The sequence below is a fragment of the Mycobacteroides sp. H003 genome, assembly GCF_001440135.1.
GTDB classification, from domain to species: Bacteria; Actinomycetota; Actinomycetes; order Mycobacteriales; family Mycobacteriaceae; genus Mycobacterium; species Mycobacterium gwanakae.
Genome location: NZ_LJYL01000010.1, coordinates 287,515 through 306,105, shown reverse-complemented (window position 1 = coordinate 306,105; position 18,591 = coordinate 287,515). Strand labels below are relative to the sequence as shown.

General features: G+C 61.2%; 19 protein-coding genes. 13 read left to right on the top strand and 6 right to left on the bottom strand.

Features of this window, described 5'->3' with window-relative positions; genetic code table 11:
• Positions 1–348 precede the first annotated feature (348 nt).
• From AOT87_RS07385 to AOT87_RS07370, 5 genes are all read left to right on the top strand, one after another.
• Positions 349–630 (top strand): hypothetical protein, encoded by a 282-nt coding sequence (locus tag AOT87_RS07385; RefSeq protein ID WP_057969548.1) that lies wholly within the window; start codon positions 349–351, stop codon positions 628–630.
• Positions 631–662: 32 nt separating this feature from the next.
• Complete coding sequence (locus AOT87_RS28640) at positions 663–1,358, top strand: hypothetical protein (RefSeq protein ID WP_131727307.1); 696 nt, start codon at positions 663–665, stop codon at positions 1,356–1,358.
• A 124-nt stretch (positions 1,359–1,482) separates the two neighbouring features.
• The gene (locus AOT87_RS07375) at positions 1,483–3,909 is read left to right on the top strand and encodes a bifunctional DNA primase/polymerase (protein ID WP_081343303.1); all 2,427 of its coding nucleotides are present in this window, start codon (positions 1,483–1,485) and stop codon (positions 3,907–3,909) included.
• Positions 3,910–4,206: 297 nt separating this feature from the next.
• Positions 4,207–4,461 (top strand): hypothetical protein, encoded by a 255-nt coding sequence (locus tag AOT87_RS28635; RefSeq protein WP_131727308.1) that lies wholly within the window; start codon positions 4,207–4,209, stop codon positions 4,459–4,461.
• The gene (locus AOT87_RS07370) at positions 4,448–5,278 is read left to right on the top strand and encodes a DUF2043 domain-containing protein (RefSeq protein WP_057969545.1); all 831 of its coding nucleotides are present in this window, start codon (positions 4,448–4,450) and stop codon (positions 5,276–5,278) included. Before AOT87_RS28635 ends, AOT87_RS07370 begins: the two co-directional genes overlap by 14 nt.
• A 393-nt stretch (positions 5,279–5,671) precedes the next feature.
• Here AOT87_RS07370 and AOT87_RS07360 read toward each other — a convergent pair whose 3' ends face one another.
• The 4 genes from AOT87_RS07360 to AOT87_RS07345 form a co-directional block, all read right to left on the bottom strand.
• Entirely contained in the window at positions 5,672–6,028 is a 357-nt protein-coding gene (locus AOT87_RS07360) for a hypothetical protein (RefSeq protein ID WP_131727309.1), read from the bottom strand.
• Positions 6,021–7,226, bottom strand: coding sequence for a site-specific integrase (locus AOT87_RS07355; protein ID WP_057969542.1), 1,206 nt, complete (start codon positions 7,224–7,226; stop codon positions 6,021–6,023). Before AOT87_RS07355 ends, AOT87_RS07360 begins: the two co-directional genes overlap by 8 nt.
• Positions 7,216–7,815 (bottom strand): uracil-DNA glycosylase family protein, encoded by a 600-nt coding sequence (locus AOT87_RS07350; protein WP_057969541.1) that lies wholly within the window; start codon positions 7,813–7,815, stop codon positions 7,216–7,218. The genes AOT87_RS07355 and AOT87_RS07350 overlap by 11 nt, the downstream gene beginning before the upstream one ends.
• Before the next feature lie 300 nt (positions 7,816–8,115).
• Positions 8,116–9,162: an alpha/beta fold hydrolase gene (locus tag AOT87_RS07345; protein WP_057966912.1), complete on the bottom strand. Its 1,047-nt coding sequence runs from the start codon at positions 9,160–9,162 to the stop codon at positions 8,116–8,118.
• A 232-nt stretch (positions 9,163–9,394) separates the two neighbouring features.
• Here AOT87_RS07345 and AOT87_RS07340 point away from each other — a divergent pair, with 232 nt between their 5' ends.
• Positions 9,395–10,522: a diguanylate cyclase gene (locus tag AOT87_RS07340; RefSeq protein WP_057966913.1), complete on the top strand. Its 1,128-nt coding sequence runs from the start codon at positions 9,395–9,397 to the stop codon at positions 10,520–10,522.
• Between the two features lie 9 nt (positions 10,523–10,531).
• Here AOT87_RS07340 and AOT87_RS07335 read toward each other — a convergent pair whose 3' ends face one another.
• Positions 10,532–11,161, bottom strand: coding sequence for a TetR/AcrR family transcriptional regulator (locus tag AOT87_RS07335; protein ID WP_057966914.1), 630 nt, complete (start codon positions 11,159–11,161; stop codon positions 10,532–10,534).
• A 254-nt stretch (positions 11,162–11,415) separates the two neighbouring features.
• Between AOT87_RS07335 and AOT87_RS07330 the strand changes: the two genes are divergently transcribed.
• The 7 genes from AOT87_RS07330 to AOT87_RS07300 all read left to right on the top strand — a co-directional run bounded on the left by AOT87_RS07330 (position 11,416) and on the right by AOT87_RS07300 (position 18,140).
• The gene (locus tag AOT87_RS07330; RefSeq protein WP_057966915.1) at positions 11,416–12,231 is read left to right on the top strand and encodes a class II aldolase/adducin family protein; all 816 of its coding nucleotides are present in this window, start codon (positions 11,416–11,418) and stop codon (positions 12,229–12,231) included.
• A gap of 25 nt (positions 12,232–12,256) precedes the next feature.
• The gene (locus AOT87_RS07325) at positions 12,257–13,300 is read left to right on the top strand and encodes a membrane dipeptidase (RefSeq protein ID WP_057966916.1); all 1,044 of its coding nucleotides are present in this window, start codon (positions 12,257–12,259) and stop codon (positions 13,298–13,300) included.
• 13 nt (positions 13,301–13,313) lie between these two features.
• A complete protein-coding gene (locus AOT87_RS07320; protein ID WP_057966917.1) occupies positions 13,314–13,706 on the top strand; it encodes a RidA family protein in 393 nt (130 codons plus the stop codon).
• A gap of 32 nt (positions 13,707–13,738) precedes the next feature.
• Positions 13,739–14,578 (top strand): MBL fold metallo-hydrolase, encoded by an 840-nt coding sequence (locus AOT87_RS07315; protein WP_198528431.1) that lies wholly within the window; start codon positions 13,739–13,741, stop codon positions 14,576–14,578.
• Positions 14,575–15,588: a 2-dehydropantoate 2-reductase gene (locus tag AOT87_RS07310; RefSeq protein WP_057966919.1), complete on the top strand. Its 1,014-nt coding sequence runs from the start codon at positions 14,575–14,577 to the stop codon at positions 15,586–15,588. The genes AOT87_RS07315 and AOT87_RS07310 overlap by 4 nt, the downstream gene beginning before the upstream one ends.
• A gap of 93 nt (positions 15,589–15,681) precedes the next feature.
• Positions 15,682–16,773, top strand: coding sequence for a phenazine antibiotic biosynthesis protein (locus tag AOT87_RS07305; RefSeq protein WP_057966942.1), 1,092 nt, complete (start codon positions 15,682–15,684; stop codon positions 16,771–16,773).
• Positions 16,774–16,775: 2 nt separating this feature from the next.
• Positions 16,776–18,140 carry an aldehyde dehydrogenase family protein gene (locus AOT87_RS07300; RefSeq protein ID WP_057966920.1) on the top strand — a complete coding sequence of 455 codons (1,365 nt, stop codon included), beginning with the start codon at positions 16,776–16,778 and terminating at the stop codon, positions 18,138–18,140.
• A 2-nt stretch (positions 18,141–18,142) separates the two neighbouring features.
• On the opposite strand, the gene AOT87_RS07295 is transcribed toward AOT87_RS07300, so the two are convergent.
• Positions 18,143–18,574, bottom strand: a complete 432-nt coding sequence (locus AOT87_RS07295; protein WP_057966921.1) for a PPOX class F420-dependent oxidoreductase — start codon at positions 18,572–18,574, stop codon at positions 18,143–18,145.
• Between the last annotated feature and the right edge of the window lie 17 nt (positions 18,575–18,591).

Below are 18,591 nucleotides of genomic sequence, written 5' to 3'. Positions count from 1 at the left end.
TCGGATAGTACGAAATCGACTGCACTACTACGCGTGTCGTAGCGAAGCTACCGGTGTGCGGTCTGCATTGAGCTCGAATGAGGTTGTAGCAACGGCGGAGTGAGAACCACTTAAAAACTATTTTATTATTTGTTTTGGGCTAGTCCAAAAGCCTTCTATCAGCGGATATCGGATTGGGGCGACTGAGGTCGAAAATTGGTCGACTCGATTCGTGGTTAGGCATTGTCAGAGGTTGGTTCGGTGTGCTTCCATTCGAACATCCGAAGTGGACCTCCTAGCGCCACCTGGGGGTATTTAGGTATTCCGAGAAAAGAAATGAGAGGCAAATATACGATGAGCCTATCGGTAGTGCCTGAGAGCACAAAAATTCGAGCCGAATTTCAGACGATGATTGATGAGGCCGACCCCGTCATTAGATTTCGTGGGTACGAGGAGCTTATCTCGCATGCTCAAAATGAAATGGGAATTCCCGACCTCACTCGCTATGCGCTAAAAAAGGCGGTAATGGATCGTACGCTCGAACATTTTCTGATCTCTGGGGCGATCTATTTTTCTGAGCGTGGATTAGTTAAGTGGATGGTAAGCCAGGTACGGGGTGGCGAATCTATCGACAGCAGTCAACCGGGATAACTCGGCATTAAACCAATTGGAGAGGCAAACCAATGTTCGACGTACCAAAATATGTATTAACCGCATCGAGTGATCGCTACCTAAAGCAGGTGGACGATATCAAACGATTTGTGACGCAAAAAGCACGCGAGAATCCCGCGATAGAAATTGCCTACATACTTCACGCAAAGCGTGAACCTTTAGGCGTAATTCCTACGATGGTTGATCATGCGATCGAAACGAACCGAAAATACTTCATGTCGGGGCCACAAGGTGAACCACCATTAGGTCACTACCTAAATATGGGCAGACTTCCGGGTGATTTTCTTGACTTGCTTGTCCGAGGAAAAACAACCTACGAAAAACTGGCGGATACCTGTGCCCGTGACGGGTTGGATGAGCTGCACCAAGACGTACGCACAGCCACAGGATTCGCAGTGTTGGCCGGATACCCTCAACACCGATGGGTGATCCAGGGATACAGCGACTACCAGCGTATTTACGACATGATGTTTCGCGAGACCGTCGCCAGAATCGCGGGCGCAGGGCACAACTTCGATGGTCCCGGTTGCGACTGGCCGCTCTCACCGTCGTGCAGAGGGATGCTGGCGACTCACATCAACATTGTTCCGTTCGCTTGCCCGTGGGACAAGGTTGTGTTTTTCAAAATCTGTTCGGTGTGCTGGCAAAACTATGTGGCACGGTATGAAATTTCAGCCACATTGGGTACGGGATTAAACCCCGGCTGATCAAGGACATTCCTGGCCCAACAATCGAGCCGACTTTCGCGCCTAGAAAACAAGAACCGCCCTCACCAACGGGGGGTTTGTTGAGGGCGGTTCTGTCGGTAATTCGAAAGGCATACCGCACACCATGGTAACGCAATCCACCGACACCCGCCAGACTCGGAAACACGTTCGGCGTAAGGCCACACGCACGTCCCCATCTGACGCTGCGCCGTCAATCGTGATTCCCGACGTGTCAGGTCTATCGGCTGCAGAGGCGGCTCACGCATACGCATCAGCTCATCTGGCGGTGCTCCCGGTGAACCCGGCCCGACCCAAGAATCCCGGCAGCTATGTCGGTAAGGGCTGGCCGGAGAAGTCCAGTGCCGACGCTGACCAGATCGCCGCGTGGTGGGGCCGTTGGCCGAACGCATCTATTGCTTTGCACACCGGTCGCAGCGGTGTGGTGGCGTTCGATCTGGATATCGACGTGCTGCCGGGTGAGCTGGCGTGGATGCGCGAGGGAATGTTTCAGGCGTCGCGTGCCTCGGGTGAGCGCGGGCACTACGTGTTCGCCACTGCGGAGACGTTCATCTCCGGTGACCTGACGCTCGCAGGCGGCACCGTGGTCGGTCAGATCAGGTCAGGCAATTCAGTGATCATCGCCCAACCCTCGCCGCATCCCAAGGCCGGTAGCGAGGGCGGTCAATATCGCTGGCACCGCCCTGGTGTTGTGCCAGCGCTACCCGAGAGCGCACAGACTTACCTACGCGGCGTCGGGACACGGTTCGCTGCCCAACACCAGGGCGGTAGGGGTGAAGAAATCACTGATGAGATCGTGCGCCAGTTCATCGTAGAGGCGACCGAAAATGGCCGGCCCAAGGCACTGGCGGCATTGACGCGTGCGGTGCGCCAAGCACGGTCGGGAACCCGCGACGAAACCCGCAACGCGCTACGCATAGCCGCCGGGGAGGCGCGTATCGGCCTATACCCGTTCGCGCGAGCGATAGATGAAATCGAAAGCGCCGCAAGAGAGTCCTACACAGAGCGCGGGGAAGATTTCGACGTCCACATTGGTGCGCACGAATACCACCGCCTGGTCGTCAACGGGGTGACTGTAGCGCTGTCGAGATCGCTAGAGGATCTGCGCGCGGAGGCCAACCGACAATTCGGCACCGACCACCGCCACACAGCAGGGGTATTCGACGCCCTCACGTTTGCGCACGCCGACGAGATAGACGAGGAGGGGTTTTGGTCCGCGCGCGACGTGCTGACCGATCTACGCCAGTACGCCCAAGCCCGCCGCGTGGCGCCATGGGCGGTGCTCGGGTACGTGCTCGCACGCGCGGTGTGTGCGATCCCGCCGCATGTGGTGCTGCCCGCTCTGCTCGGGTCCGAGGCGTCCCTGAATTTGTTTGTGGCCTTGGTTGGTCCGTCCGGTGCCGGTAAGGGCGGTGCCTCCGGTGCGGCGAGTCGCTGGCTGCACACCGATCCCGCCACGGTGACTGCCACCTTGGGGTCAGGGGAAGGGATGGCGAAAGTATTTGCGTACAAACAGAAATCGGGTGGCGTGTGGTCTCAGGTGGGTTTGGAATCGGCAGTGCTGTTCGATGCCCCCGAAGTCGATAACCTGGCGGCATTGTCGGCGCGAAACGCTTCGACGCTATTGCCACAATTGCGCTCCGCGTACAGCGGTGAAGAGTTGGGATTCTCCTACGCCGATCCGGCCAAGGCGGTTCGGTTGTGCGCGTACCGATATCGGCTGTGCTTGACCGTGGGTGTTCAGCCCGGACGTGGCAGTGGCCTGCTCGATGACGCAGACGGTGGTACTCCGCAACGGTTCGTGTGGCTGCCGACCACCGACCCGGACATCCCCGAGACCGCTCCCGCAGCCCCCGCAGCCTACGAGCTGCCGGTGTGGCCGATAGGTGCTAGCGCATCGAAAGTGGTGCTCGGCGCGACGAGCGCGGTCGGTCTGCTCGATGTGCCCGCCAAAGCAGGGGATCTGCACACATTGGGCCTCCCGGACGTGGCACGGGACGCGATAGATGAACACCGCCGCAAAATGTTGCGCGGGGATACCGACACAGACCCGCTGGACGGGCACCGGTTGTTGTGCCGGTTGAAGATTGCCGCTGCCCTGATGTGGCTAGATCGGCGCAATGATGCTGTGAGTGACCAGGATTGGGTGCTAGCCGGGATGGTCATGGCGGTTTCTGACGCGACTCGGCGCAGTGTGGTTGCGGCCCTTGCCGACAAAGCGCAGGCGTCCAACCGGGCGAGGGGACGAGCGGACACAGTGCGTGCGGTTGCCGCCGAGGAAGCACGAGCAGACATGGACGCCGAACGCATAGAACGCGTCACGAAAAACGTGGTTTCAATTCTTGAGGATTTCGGCGGCGAAGAGTCGCGATCCAACGTTCGCAAGAAATTAGTGAGTCGTGATCGTTCGTTTTTTGAAGAACATGTTGAACAAGAATTAATTGAATCTGGAGTTATTGAGGTTATCGAGAGTGCTGGTCGTGGCTCAAAAGGCTATCGGCTGCGGCTATTAGAACGGAGCGACAGCAAATGATAAGCGATATGTACGAGAAAGGGTGGAAAGGGTGGAAAGGGTGGACGCCTGTCGGCGGAATTCGAAAAATCGGCGTTTCGGCGAAACGTGTTTCACCAGGATATATAGAAAAAGATCAATCGCGGGTAAGCACCCTTTGCCCGTTTTTCGCGGAGCGTAAGGGTGGACGTTCCACCCTTTCCACCCTTTTCCAGGTAGGGTCCGGAAATCGGCTAACTGCAAACCAGTTCAAGGCTTGTCATGTATAGCTCACGAGTTCAGCCCGTAGTGATCCGGAAATGCGGCGCATGCGAAGACGTGATTTTTAAGGTGGACGATCCTAGGGATTTATCTAGAGACTTAACTGACCGTTTTGTAATCCTGGGATTAGGGCATGGATATGTTTTCAGGAAATATCTGTGTAGAGAGTGTTATTCCAAGGTATGTGAATCCCTGGGGCTGGATAAAGATAATCCGTGGATGCGAGACGGCCAACTTGCGGGGGAGATTGAAGAAGTTTTTGACGATGAAGATATAGACGATTTAGAGGACGGCGAAAATGAGCGAGATTAACGGGACTGAAAATGTTTCCGAAATCGGCGATGGAAATACCGAGGGAAATATCGGTGTAGAGCCATCGTCAAATTCACGTATCGTCAAGTGGTCAGAGCAATGGTGGGCCGAAAAGGCCAAGCCAGGCGTGCGGCGTTGTAAGGCGCACCGCAAGAACGGAAACCGCTGCCAACGTGCGGCGATGGACGGCACAACGGTGTGCCCGACCCATGGAGGCAAGGCTCCCCAGGTGCAGGCAGCCGCACGGCGACGACTAGCCGAGGCAACCGACCGGATGGCCCGAGAGCTGCTGAAAATGGCTGTAGACCCGAACGTCAACGACGCCGTGAAACTCAAAGCGATGACCGAAGCGCTCGACCGGGGCGGCGTGACCACTAAAGCTGTTGCGACAGTGGAGATTACGGCCAAACCGTTTGAAGAGATCTTTGACGCCGACGTGGTGGTCACAGCCGGTGGCCGTGCCGATTACCGCAGGTCACGGGGGATTGCCGACGATTCCGATACCCCCACCGCCCTGGCGTCATCGACCGATCTCCCGCCCTTGGAACCGTCCGATTCTTTTTCGCCGATTGATGTCGAATTCTCTGACGACGAATCAGGCAATGTCAGATCGCAAGGGCGACCAATGAGCCGCGATGACGCGCAGCGCCAGCCGTACGGCAGGCTAGCCGGTCAAACGGGGCCGTTCTGTGGCGAGGCAGAGGGCATGCAATCGCTGGAGGATGCGGTAGAGGCGCAAGCCGAGATGCGACGTAGGGCCGCAGCCATGGGACCGATCCGGCGCGCACTCCCACCGGGCCACACAGCCCACGGATAGCCCACAAGGCCATCCGTATTGCGAGAATATGGTCGTTACCTGCTGATACTTTTACGTGTCCCGGCTGGTACCTGACCTGTCGGGAACGACAGAGGATCAACTGGGCAAATCATCAACTGCTTCGGTGAGTTGTGTCTCGAATTGGCGTACGGCGGCATCCGCGTCAAACCCGTGGCTCTCAGCTAATGCCACTCCGATAGAGCCAGCCATACCGGCCAGATAGCTCGCCATACAGCGGAGGCACTCGGGGCAGTCTTCAAGCTCATCTAGCGCGATCTGTCTAGCATCGTCATCGCCATGAAGGCTCGCAAGGACGAGGCGAAGACCGCGAACCTGGCCAAACTTGAGTGCTGTGTCGAGATCGTCGTGTGTACAACCTTTGTGCGCCATGGGCTAGCGGTTCCCCACCCATTCGAGAGTCAAGCCATACTCTGCCCGAAGGGCTTTGAGGGCGTGAAAATGCGCGTGGCTGAGATAGGTCTCCGCCTCAAGCGTGCGAATGTCCTCGCTGTATTTCGCATAACTGTCGATCGCGGCTTGTTCGTCTTCATTGAGATCGTCAACGCCGCGATCGATCTTTCGCCGGAGCGCAATTAATGCATAGCGACCGGCCTGCCATAGACGGCCTCCCCGGCCCCACGGGTGAAAGAACTCGCTTTCAGGCTGGTCGTCTTCTGCTAAGTCAGCGAGCGCCAGTGCCGCCACGCGGTACTTACCTTCAAGCACGCCGGGATGTGTGTCGTCAGTCACATTTAGAGATTACTAGCCGTCCACCTGTTGTGTCTGCCAGGGCGGATAGTTGGTCTGCGATCTCGACGGCACGGCCCGACACCTGCCCCTGATAGCGCAGCGAGGCGGTTTGGGTGCTGTGCCCCAGTCGGGCCATGGTCTCGGGGAGATTGGCCACACGAGCCGTCTGGTGGCCTGCGAAGTGACGCATGTCGTGCAGGCGCATCCCGGTCACCCCGGCACTGGCGCATGAGAGCCGGAACGCATCACGCACCACCCGATCAGATACATGGCATCCGCCCCGTACCGGCACGAACAGCAGCGCGTCAGGCTCAGCGCTGACGTAGGTGTCCAGATGGTGAGCGATATCGTCGCGGATATGTGGCGGCACAACGACCGTGCGGCCCTTGCCTGACTTCGGGCTGCTGATGACACAGCGTTCAGCGGGGTTGTCGGTGCTGCGATGTGTCACGCCACGCGCAACGGTGATGATTTCGCATCCGACACCAATATCCTTGCGGCGCAGTTCGATTACTTCGCCGAACCGCAAACCGCACCATGCGGAAATCAATACCAGCGCTTTGAATTTCTTCTCTATCTTGCCTGCGATCACCGACATTTGAGCGATGTCCGGAACGACCGGCTCGCGTGTCCGTTTAGTGGAGGTGGCGCCGTCAATCATGCATGGATTGCGTTCTAGCAGTTCATCTTTAATGACCGTATCGCATATCGCATGCAACAGTTGGTAGGCGTGCGCGCGGTATGTGGGCTTGTCGGTCAGCGTTTTGGCGTACCAAGCACGCACCATCGCCGGTTTCAGGTTGGACACCACCACGTTGCCGAGCTTGGGGCAGATGTGCTTCTCAAGCAGATTATTGTAGTGGATTTTGGTGCGCGGCTTTAAGTTTCGTTGTTCAATCCATCGTTTTCCGTACTGTTCTAGCGTTTCGCGATTGACTTCGGTCGCCAGATCTAGGCGTTCGGATGGGCTGAGCCAGATCAATTGTGTGCCGGAACTGCCAACGGGCGTCAGTGACGAAATAGCGTTTTGTATCGCGCGGCGCTCTTGGGTAAGCCATTCTTCTGCGTCGATTTTTAACTCGAAAGTTGTTGGTGCAAAATGTCGTACGTTGTCCGGCCCGATATAGCTTGCCTGAAAACGCCCTGATGATCGCTTGCGTATCCAGCCCCACCCGCGATGGCCTGCCTTACCGGACATCGAAAGCCCACCTGATCGCGCGGGCAAGGCTTGCGATGTAGTCGTATTCCAACCCCGAGTCATGTTGGCGCTTGATCCAGGACGGATGTTTCGCGAACAGAAGGTCGGGGCTGCGCGCAGTGCCGGATAGTCTCGGGGCATTGAATGGCCACGGAAGGGTTCGCGCATCTGGATAGAGCGACGTCAGCGCACGTTCGGCGTCTTTCCCTAAGCCGATTGCCATCACCGGTTCAACGATGTCGAGTTCATCGCGTAGGAAGTGGTGGCAGTTGTCTATCTCGTGGCGCTTCGACGGGCGATTGCCTGGCGGGTGGCAGTGCACCACGTTGGTGATGAACAGGTCACCCTTTGCGCGGTGAGCTTGTTCGAACGCGGAGTCGAGTAGCTTGCCGCTTCCTCCTGTGAAGGGGATTCCTGACTCCATGCACTGCTCGCACAGGCTTTGTCCAACAATCATCACGGGGGAGTCCACAGATCCGTAGCCGGGTGCTGACTCAGTGACGCTCGGTTCATTCAGGCCGTTGCAATCCCGACACGCCTTGATTTTTGTCGCAATGCTGTCCATGCGGCGTTGTTTTGTGTTGATCATGTTAAAGCTATTTCCCTTCTTATCCAGCCGGGAAATCTTATGACCAGTGATAGTTGCTGTGTCGGGCTATCCGTGGGCTGTTCCAGGCAGTATAGCGCTGGTATCTGTTGGTGCGTACTGTTACTTCAAATCTGATGGAAAGTGCTGTTAGACAGGCAGATTGCCAGGTCATTGGCAGTAGTCCAAAAGTTCGTCGCGGCTAATTCGAACCCAGCCGGGACCACAGTAGAAGTACAGGGCAGAAGAGATCTTCATACTCTGCACGCAGTGATGAGGTCAGCTCCGGACGCCGGCGACCTACTAGCGCCCGTCCAGTTCGGCCAAGAAGTCATCGATGGCCGGCCACGTCTCGTTGACACCGGCCGACAGCGCCACCAGTCCCAGGTGGCTTGCCTCCACCGTGGTGAACCGAACGTCCGCAGACTTGAGCATCGTCATGCCGTGATGCACACACTCCCACGGTGCGATGGCATCACGGTGGCTGCCGAACAGCTGGATCGGCAACGTCAGAGCCGTCAGATCGAGGGTGTAACCGGCCACGTTGACCACGCCCGCGGCGATCTCATCGTGATAGATGAATCGGCCCCACATCTGCGAGACGGCCCGTCCTGGATAACCAGGGAAGGCGTCCTGGAAGCGGTCGATCACTTCGGCCTTGGCCAATGCTTCGGTGTTGTCCAGATTGTTCAGGAGGAACCAGGGCCGCTTGATCTCTCGGTCCCATGAGGTGGCGCGATAGGCGGCCTGTACCACCGGGGCAGGAATGCCGCCGAGCGCTCGTAACACCGTGGTGACGGCATAGCCGTTGGTGCGTTTGGTGATTCGGCGTGCCTCGGGATATCCCGGGATTTGTCCGTAGTCCAACGGGGTGCCGATGGCGACGATCGAGCGGATCGGCAATCCGCGGTCGGCTGCGGCGGTTAAAAGGCTCAGGGTGCCGCCCAGGCTCCACCCAATCAGGTCCAGCTGCGCCTTGCCGGAATCGATGAGTACGCGCTCGATGGCCTGCGGAATGATGTCGGCGAAGAAGGCTTCTAGCCCCAGATGTCTATCTGCCCAGCCGATCTCACCGTAGTCGACGACGTAGGGCGTGCGACCCTGCTCGAGTAGGTGCGCCACCAGTGACTGACCCGGTGCGAGGTCATAGCATGTCGCCGACGCTGCCAGCGGCGGAACCAACAGGACTGGGACAGCGCTGGACTCGCGCGGATCGTCAGTGCCGTAACGGCGCAACTGGCGGTGTGGCTCGTCGAACAGGGCAACATGGCTGGTTGGTATGGGTGGGCGCACCCCGTCGCCGAGAGTGAGAGCGAACAAGTTCCTCGCCGAGACCGGAATCGAGACCATAGTGAGTTCGTGTGCTCCTTCGTGCTGGCATTGCCCCGCTTATTGATTAGCTCCGGAAAAGGCTTTCAGTAGACCGGCCGGATTTACAACGGTTTGTGGCATGTACGACATGTGGGTGCACGGCCGCCACCACGCCAGATCGTCTTCACGTGAGGGCAGTCTTGCCACTCTGGGGATCGTGTGTTGCCATACTTGCCTCGGTCGGGATGAACTGAAGCACGATAGGGGATACATGGGTGCGTTCACCGGCACCGGAGGAGTCACGAGCGCGTTGCCTCTCGGTGACCTAACACGGTGGTGGAGCTCGCCGTCACGCTACGACCAGATGATGGGCTACTTCTCGACGCGCTCCATGCGTGTGGCGCTGCGTGCTGCCGTCGGCGGATGCGCCGGCGCACTGGCCCTCATCCCACTCGCGATGGAGTTTTCGCCGATGGGGCCGCGTACGGGTGTATGGCGGTGGCTCGACATTCTGGCCAGCCTGCTCGCATTTTTCTGGATGCTGCGCTGGTGGTTAGGGCCGCTGCCGAAGGAATCCGAATCTGTGGTCTTTTCGGTTACTTCGGTTGCCTCCGTGTGCATCGCCTGCTTCGCGGACTCCGACAGGGGCACCGGCATGCACGGCCTTATCTCCCTGTCTCTGATGGCGATCTACATATGTTCCTTCCACGGCGCCCGGCTCATCGTTCTGTACTTGCTTGCATCTCTGGCCACACTGACCTTCCTTGCGATCGCTATTGACCTGCAGCAGGGTTGGGCCGTGGCCATGGCGGATTCGGTGGTCACCGCGACGCTGCTGGTTGGGGTGCCGCCGATCATCCACTTCGCACAGCTGGCGCTCACCAGCGATGCCAGGGCGGCCGGTATCGACCCGCTCACCGGCCTGCACAACCGGCGAGGATTCGATGATCAGTCGACGACGCTGGCCCAGGCGGCACGAACTGATCGATCTGAGCTGAGCGTGATCATGATCGACATCGACCGGTTCAAACAGATCAACGATCGTTTTGGGCACGGTGTCGGCGATCAGGTGATCGCCGATGTGGGCTCGCACATCAAGGCGATTTCGGGCAGCGACGCCGTCGTTGGGCGTGTTGGCGGGGAGGAGTTCTGCGTCGCACTACTCGGGCCCGCCTCGCAGGCGCGAGAGGTCGCCGAGCAGATCCGGGCAGGTTCGGAATCTCTAGATGGCATGGTCACGGTGACGGTGAGTGTCGGGCTTGCCAGCTGCCCATCGCCCACGTCGAATACCGCTCCGGACAACCTCATTGGGCAATTGGTCGCCGATGCCGATCATGCGATGTACTCCGCCAAGCGGCAGGGCGGCAACCGGCTTGAGGTCTGGGGCGTCACCGGGTAGGCGGCACCGCTATTCGATACCGGCTATCGACCCTGCGGGCTGAGAGAACGCGCGCAGCATGGCGGGGAAGGCCAGGCGTTCCAGCATGCGTGTCTCGGCCAGCTCAGGTTCGACGTAGAACTGTGCGGCCACGCCTTCACGCAGCGCGGTGGCAAGCCGGGCGATGAGCTCGGCATCGATGACTAGTTCCCGCTTCGCGATCGTCATCAGTTCGTTGATGATGCCGGCGGCCTCGCGCCGCAGCCGTGCGTCGTGCTCGGCCAGCACCGCCGCGGCGCTGGGCTCACGGATCGCGTACAACGTGAACTCCATGCTGATGAGATACCAGCGGCGTTGCGCAGGCCCCTTGTCGTCGATGGTGGCGATGAAGGTGCTGATGGGGTCGGGACTCGTGCGGCATTTATCCAGCGCTGCCCGCAGCGCGGCGATCAGTTGGTCGCTGCTGGCATCGAACAGGGTGAAGAAGAGTTCATCCTTACCCGTGAAGTTCGAGTAGAACGCTCCTCGGGTGAATCCTGCCTTTTCGCAGATGTTCTCGATGCTGGCGCCATGGAATCCGCGGTCGGCGAACACGTCGAGTGCGGCCTCCATCAGGCGGGCGCGGGTCTGTTCGCGTCGGCGCGTCGAACCGGTCGGCATGGGCGCCCCTTCTGTGGTGTGATCCGTGAAACGTATTTTCGATACAGATACGTATCCTACAGTGAGCGCGTGCAAAACAGCTGGAGAACCTGCGAGATGGCGGTAAGGCAATTCGTAATGGTCAGCCATCTGGTTGATCTGTAATCAAACATTATTCGCCTCCGAATCTTCGGATGCTGCTCCTCTTGACGGGTTTTCCGCGGCGGGGGGAGCTTGTGATCATCAGATACAGATATGTATTGAAAGGTGGGTACATGACCTCCGGAGATGTTGTGGTGGACGAAGGGTTGTCCGCGTACATGGTCGGTTCCGCCGATGCCGTCCCGATGAGTCCGGCACCGGCAGCGACGGTCGAGCAGGAGCGTGATCGCCGACTGCGCGAGTTGGCAGCGGCATTCCGGATCTTCGGGGCATTCGGCTTCTCCGAAGGGGTGGCCGGGCACATCACCGTCCGCGACCCGGAGTTCCCCGACACGTTCTGGGTGAACCCCTTCGGCATGAACTTCCGTCACATCACGGTGTCCGACCTGATCCAGGTCGATCACGACGGCAACGTGATCACCGGCAGCCGGCCGGTGAACAGGGCGGCGTTCTGCATTCACTCCGAGGTGCACAAGGCCAGGCCCGGTGTGATCGCGGCGGCGCACGCGCACTCGATACATGGCAAGGCGTTCTCATCGCTGGGGCGGCCGCTACTGCCCATCACGCAGGATGCATGCGCCTTCTACGAAGACCACGCGGTGTACACCGACTACCGCGGCGTGGTCAGCGACCTCGAAGAAGGCCGGGCGATCGGATCCGCGCTCGGGTCCACCAAGGCGGTGATCTTGCAGAATCACGGGCTGCTTACCGTGGGCCACTCGGTGGCGGAGGCCGCCTGGTGGTTCATCACGATGGAACGCTCCTGCCAGGCGCAGCTGCTCGCCATGGCCGCCGGTGAACCGCGATCGATCGACCATGACACCGCCGTCTCGGTCTACAACCAGATCGGCACCCCCGTCGCCGGATGGTTCCAGTTCCAGCCGCTCTGGGACGACGTGATCAAAACGGCCCCCGAAGCCCTGCGATGATGCCCGGAATCGAGGGGCGCCCGATATGAGCACCACGGTCGAGCAAGCCAGGAAGCTCAACGACACCGCGCTGACCATCGACATGCACACCCACGGCCTGAGCATTGTGCCGCGATGGCTGCGCACATTGGGCGCCAAGACAATAGACATGCAGTCCGAACCGCTGTCGCAGCTGCAGAAAGGCAAGGTGAACCTCGCTATCGTCACCGCGGTCGGGGACGCATTGCTGGGTACCGCATGGCGACTGCGCTCGCCATGGAATGGCGTGAAGGCCCAGCTGGAGCTGGCCCGGGCCGAGGCCTCCGCGGCGGGTATCGCGCTGGTGGAGAACGTCGAGCAGATCGAAGCAGGAGCCACCGCCACCGTCATGCTCGGTGTCGAAGGCGCCGATGTCGTGGGAGCACAACCAGATCGGTTGATCGAGCTTCACCGCATGGGAGTGCGGGTGCTGGGTCTGGTGCACTACGCGGACAACGCCCTCGGCACGATCGGCACGTCGGTGACCGGGAGCAGGGGCAGCCGGGCAGTGCGGGCCGGACGATACTCCTCGGGCCTGACCGCCCTCGGTAAAGAGGTTGTCGCAGAAGCCAACCGGCTGGGCATGCTGATAGATCTTGCGCACGCCGACGCGGCGACCACTTTGGCCGTCTGCGATCAGACGTCCGCACCGGTGGTCAGTTCGCACACCGGCGCATTGGCGGTCCATGAATTCCCGCGCTACATCAGCGACGAGGAGGCGCGTGCGATATCCGCCACCGGCGGCCTCATCGGATTGTGGCCGATGGGGTTCCGCGGCGTCGGCATGCGCGATCTGGATGAGTTCGCCCGGCACGCCTCTCACCTGGCAGAGCTCGTCGGTCCCGAGCATCTCTGCGTTGGAACGGATATGAACGGCATACCCAGGTATGTCCCGGGGTTCGACGGGCCCACCGGATTTCCGTCGCTGATCGACGCACTGTTGCGGACTGGCTTCGATGCGTCCGGGGCGGCCGGGGTTCTCGGCGGTAATGCCCTGCGCGTTCTGAAAGAAACCCTTCCTGGTCCGCCCGCGAGCGGACCTACCTCATAACCAAGGAGTTCTGATGGCGAAGGCTCAGATTGAAACCAATGCGGCGCCAGATCCCGTGGGCGCCTATTCGCAAGCCGTATGCATTGGTGACACCCTGCAGGTGTCAGGGCAAGTGGGGATCAATGCCCAGACCCGTTCCCTGGCCGGAGAGACCGTCTACGCGCAGACCGTCCAGACATTGCGCAACATCGAGGCGATCTTGAATGCGGCCGGAGCCGATTTCGGCGATGTGCTGATGCTGCGGGTATTCCTTCATGCCCCAGAAGGATTCGCCGAGCTGAACAAGGCGTTCGAGGACACCATCAGCAAGCCGTACCCGGCGCGGACCACCCTTTTCGGTGGCCTCCCGCCCGGGCTGCTGGTGGAGATAGATGCGCTCGCGAAGCTTTCCGGGGCAGGGGATTGACCATGCGCATTCATCACTTGAACTGTGGCACGATGGGGCCCGTCGGGAAACGGCTCATGGAAGGCGCGGGAGCACCCTGGCAGCGCGGCCGGCTGATTTGCCATTGTCTGCTCGTCGACACGGGAACGCGGCTGCTGCTTGTCGACACCGGATTTGGCCTCCGTGACATCGCTGATCCGGTGGCCAGGATCGGCCGTCCCCTGAAGCTTCTGCTCAACCCTCGGTTCGTCGAATCGGAGGCAGCGGTGCGCCAGGTGCAGGCACTCGGTTATGACCCTGCCGATGTCACCGACATCGTGCTCACCCATCACGACCACGATCACGTCGGCGGAGTCGACGACTTTCCCAACGCGCGTTTGCATGTGCACGCGATCGAAGCAGAATCCATACGCGCGCAGCTGACACTGCACGACAAGGTGCGCTACAGCGGGCAGCCCGAACTCATGAGACGTAGAGAAGGTGACCGCTGGTCCGAGTATTCGATCGGTGGCGATCAGTGGTTCGGCTTCCGCGCCGTGCGGCAACTCCACGGTCTGCCGGAGGAGATCGCGATCATTCCGCTTCCGGGGCATAGCCGTGGGCATGTCGGCGTGGTGATCGACACCGGTGGCATCGGGCGCCCGCGGTGGCTCGTACACGCGGGTGATGCCTTCATGCACCCCGATGAAATGCTCACAGATCCGCGATGCCCGTTGGTGTTCAAGGTGTTTCAGAGCCTGGTGCAGGCCGATGCCACCTCGCGGCTGTACAACGCGCAACAGCTACGTGAGCTGGCCACGCGCGACGACGTGGAGGTCATCAACTCGCACAATCCGTACTATTGGGATCGTGCCCGCGCGACCGCGCAGAGCGTTGAGGTTGGAGCCCAATGAGAATCGCTGTTGCGGGAGCCGGAAGCATCGGCTGTTATGTGGGCGGCAGGCTACAGGCCGCCGGGCATGACTTGGTGTACATCGGCCGCGCCGCCCTAGGCGAGTCGATCACCGAGCGTGGTCTCGCTCTTTCGGACTATCTGGGTTGGTCGGCGACGATTCCCGGAGACAAATGCGTGTTCTCCGAAGACATCGATGCGGTGCGCGCCGCCGATGTGGTGCTGGTGACGGTGAAATCGGCCGCGACCGCGGAGATGGCGGCGTCGCTGGCCGACCGGCTCCGGCCCGGAGCTGTGGTGGTCAGTCTGCAGAACGGGATACGCAACCCCACCGAGATATCGCGATACGTCACGCAACACCGCGTGATCACCGGAATGGTCGGCTTCAACGTCGCGCAGGTCGGGCCGGCGCACTTTCATCAGGGCACGCAGGGAAAACTGTCGATCTCTACGGGTGCGGAGTCCCTGGCACAGGCACTGACCGAGAGCGGGTTGCCTACCGCCGTGCGTGAGGACATGTCGGCGGTGCAGTGGGGAAAGCTCGTGGTCAACCTCAACAATGCGGTCAACGCACTCTCGGGCTTGCCACTGAAAGCCGAACTGGGACAGCGGGACTACCGTCTGGTCCTGGCCGACGCGCAACGCGAGGCACTGGGGCTGCTGCGCCGCAGTGGCCAGGCGGTGGTCAGTCCTCTTGCGGCGCCGCTCGCGTTCATGCCCTGGGTGCTGCGGATGCCGGACGCCGTGTTCGCCCGGGCGGCGCGGCAGATGGTCGAGATTGACCCTCAGGCGCGCTCGTCCATGCTGGACGACCTCACCCGTGGCAGGCCGACCGAAATCGACTACATCAACGGGGAAGTAGTCGAGCTTGCCAAGAAGCTCGGCGTCAGTGCGCCGGTCAACGCCGCGCTCGTCAGCCTGATCCACCAGGCAACCGCATCCGGTGAGAAGTGGTCGGGGCCAGAACTGCGCCGCGAAATCGACGATCGGAGGGCGGCGAAAGTCCGCTAGTAGACAGCCCCACATCGATCCGGCAGGGTTAACGTGCCACGAACGGCGGTGAAACTCCTTCTAGGATCACGTTTCCTGCGCGAGGATGGCCGCATGGCTGAGATCGACCTCTCGCTGTTGGACGTCCCGCGAACCGGGCCCGTCACAGATCCCGAGGCCTACTTGCGTGCCGCGATCGCCTGGCATTTCGGCGAGGACACCGGGTCGGCGTTCTGGTTGCGCACCGCGCAGACCCTGAACTTCGACCCGTTGACCGACGTGAAGGTGTTCGAGGACCTTCGGCTGTTCCCGAACCTGGTCAACGAGCTGCGTGATGCACCCGTCGAGGACCTCATCCCGCGCGGCTATGGAACCCCGGCGCCGGTGCCCAAGATCTTCGAATCCGGTGGCACCACCGGTGCACCCAAACGCACAGCGCAACTACCCGATTGGGTTGAGCAGGTCACGCAATGGCAGGTCGAGGACTTCACCGCCGGCGGCTTCGTGGCAGGGCAGGGTCTGTTGTTCCTCATGCCCAGTGGCCCGCACGGGGTCGGTCATTTCTCGCGTGCGGTCAGCGAGCGGCTGGGTTCGGTGTTCTATCCGGTGGACCTCGACCCACGGTGGGTCAAGAAACTCTCCGCACGCAACGCCACCGCCGAAGTGTCTGAGTATGTCGAGCACGTCCTGGAGCAGGCCAGGTTCGTGCTGCAGACCCAGCGGGTCGCCAACCTGCACACCAGCCCGCCGCTGCTGGGCGCCATCGCCCGCGACGACGCCATGGTGGACCTGGTCAACCAGAAGATCCGCTACATACTGATCAGCGGCGCCCACGTAGACCTGGACACTCTCGATCTGCTCCGCGAGATCTTCCCGACGGCCGAGATCGCGATGGCCTTCGGCAGCACAATGATCTTGTCCCAGGCCAGGACTCGCGTTGACGGGGACGCTTTTGTTTTCGATCCGCGCTCACCCTACGTGGTGTTCTGGGTGATCGATCCCGATACGGGGGAGTGTGTGCCCTACGGTGAGCGCGGCCAGGTGGTGATGAATCACATCAGCAAGGGCATGTTCATTCCGAACAATCTCGAACGCGACACTGCGATTCGAATGAATGGCCCGGACAATCAGATTGGTGATTCCGTCAGTGAAGTGGTCCCGGTCGCCAGCTTTGAGGGCGAGCCGGTGATCGAGGGCGTTTACTGATCGTGATCGCACTTGACGCCCTTGGCCCCGGTGGCGAGTACCGGACCCGAAACCGTGAGGTGATCACCGATGTGGCCGGAGCCCCGGTCGCCGAGCTGGGCATCGTGCCCCCGCTGTATGTGAGCCGCAGCATCCGTGCGCAGCGCAAGGTCAAGTCCTTCCCACGTGATCGGTGTAACGCCGCGCTGGTAGACGCTGCCGCGATCTTCGTCGACGCGCACCTCGGCGGCCTCGGCTTCGAGCAATACGTCGAGGTGGTCAGCCGGGTGTCGGGGCTACCGATCGCGATTGCGCGGACCAGTGCGCTTGGTATCGCAGACGCGGTACGGGTCGCCGCCGATTCGGTGGCGCCTGCCCGCCCGATGGGCGCCGCCATCGACTGGCGCGACGAGCGCACCCGGCGAGGAAGCGCGGTGTGGGCGCGCCGCGGTGAGGTGCTCGCCGTGCACGCGTCGGGGAACAGCCCCGGTGTGCACAGCACGTGGGCGCAGGCGCTGGCGCTGGGTTACCGGGTGGCCATCCGTCCATCGCGGCGCGAACCCTTTACCGGACACCGGCTTATCAATGCCCTACGCCAGGCCGGATTTCGGCCCGAAGATGCCCTCTATCTACCCACCGACCATGCGGGCGCGGCCGAGATCATCACCGCCGCCGACCTCGCCGTCGTCTACGGCGGCCAAGACGTCGTCGACGGCTACGCCGACGACCCGACGGTGCTGACGAACGGGCCGGGCCGCACCAAGATCCTGATCACCGCCGAACAGGACTGGCGCGACTACCTTGACGTCATCGTCGAGTCGATCAGCGGGCAGGGTGGGATGGCCTGCACCAACGCCACCGCCGTTCTCTACGAAGGCGATCCGCAACCCCTGGCCGACGCGATCACCGCCAGGCTGGCGACGATCCCCGCGCTTCCGATCACCGACGAACGCGCTGCGCTACCGGCTCAGCCCATAGCGGCGGCCAGACGCTATGCCGAGCACCTGGCCGCCGTATCTGTCGGCACCACGGCGCTGCTGGGCGCCGACCAGGTGGTCGCAGACCTCGGTGACGGCTCGGCGGTACTGCGACCGGCAGTACACCTGCTGGCGCGACCAGACATCGGCCCACTCAACACGGAGCTGGCGTTCCCATGCGTGTGGATCTCACCGTGGACACGCGCCGACGGCCTTACCCCGCTGCGGCATTCCTTGGTGATCAACGCGATTACCAAGGACGAGGAGCTGATCGACGATCTGCTCAACGAGCCGACGGTGGCCAACGTGTACAGCGGCAGGCATCTCACGTCGTATGCGGCTTTCGACGTTCCGCACGACGGATTTCTCGCGGACTTCTTGATGCGCACCAAGGGCATCATCCGCGACTGATGTCAGGGTTGCGGTGCCCAGGGGCCGTGGCCGCCAACCGACTCGAGGCGGATGCGGGTGAGGTACCCCTCGGGAGAGCCGGGCGGCGGGAAGTGCTCGTCGGAGCCCAGCAGGGCGATGGCCAGCTGACTGAGCAGCTCGGGTGCGCCGCCTTCTACGACCCGAGCCGAACCGGTGACCGACAGGTACTCGCGCTGCTGTCCGGGCTGGCTGGGCGCCAGGATGGTCACGGCAACGTGGGGATCGCGCCGGATGTTGCGCAGCTTCTTGTAATTGCCGGACAGATGAGCGGCCACCAGCTCGTCGCCCTCGGGCGTGGATTGCAGGGCTACCCACACCACGGACACCTGTGGAGTGCCGTCGGGATTGATGGTGACGAGCGTGGCATCAGCGCCCGCCCCGATGAGTGTGCGCGCGGCGTCATGAAGTTCCATGTGTGGTAGCTACCTCT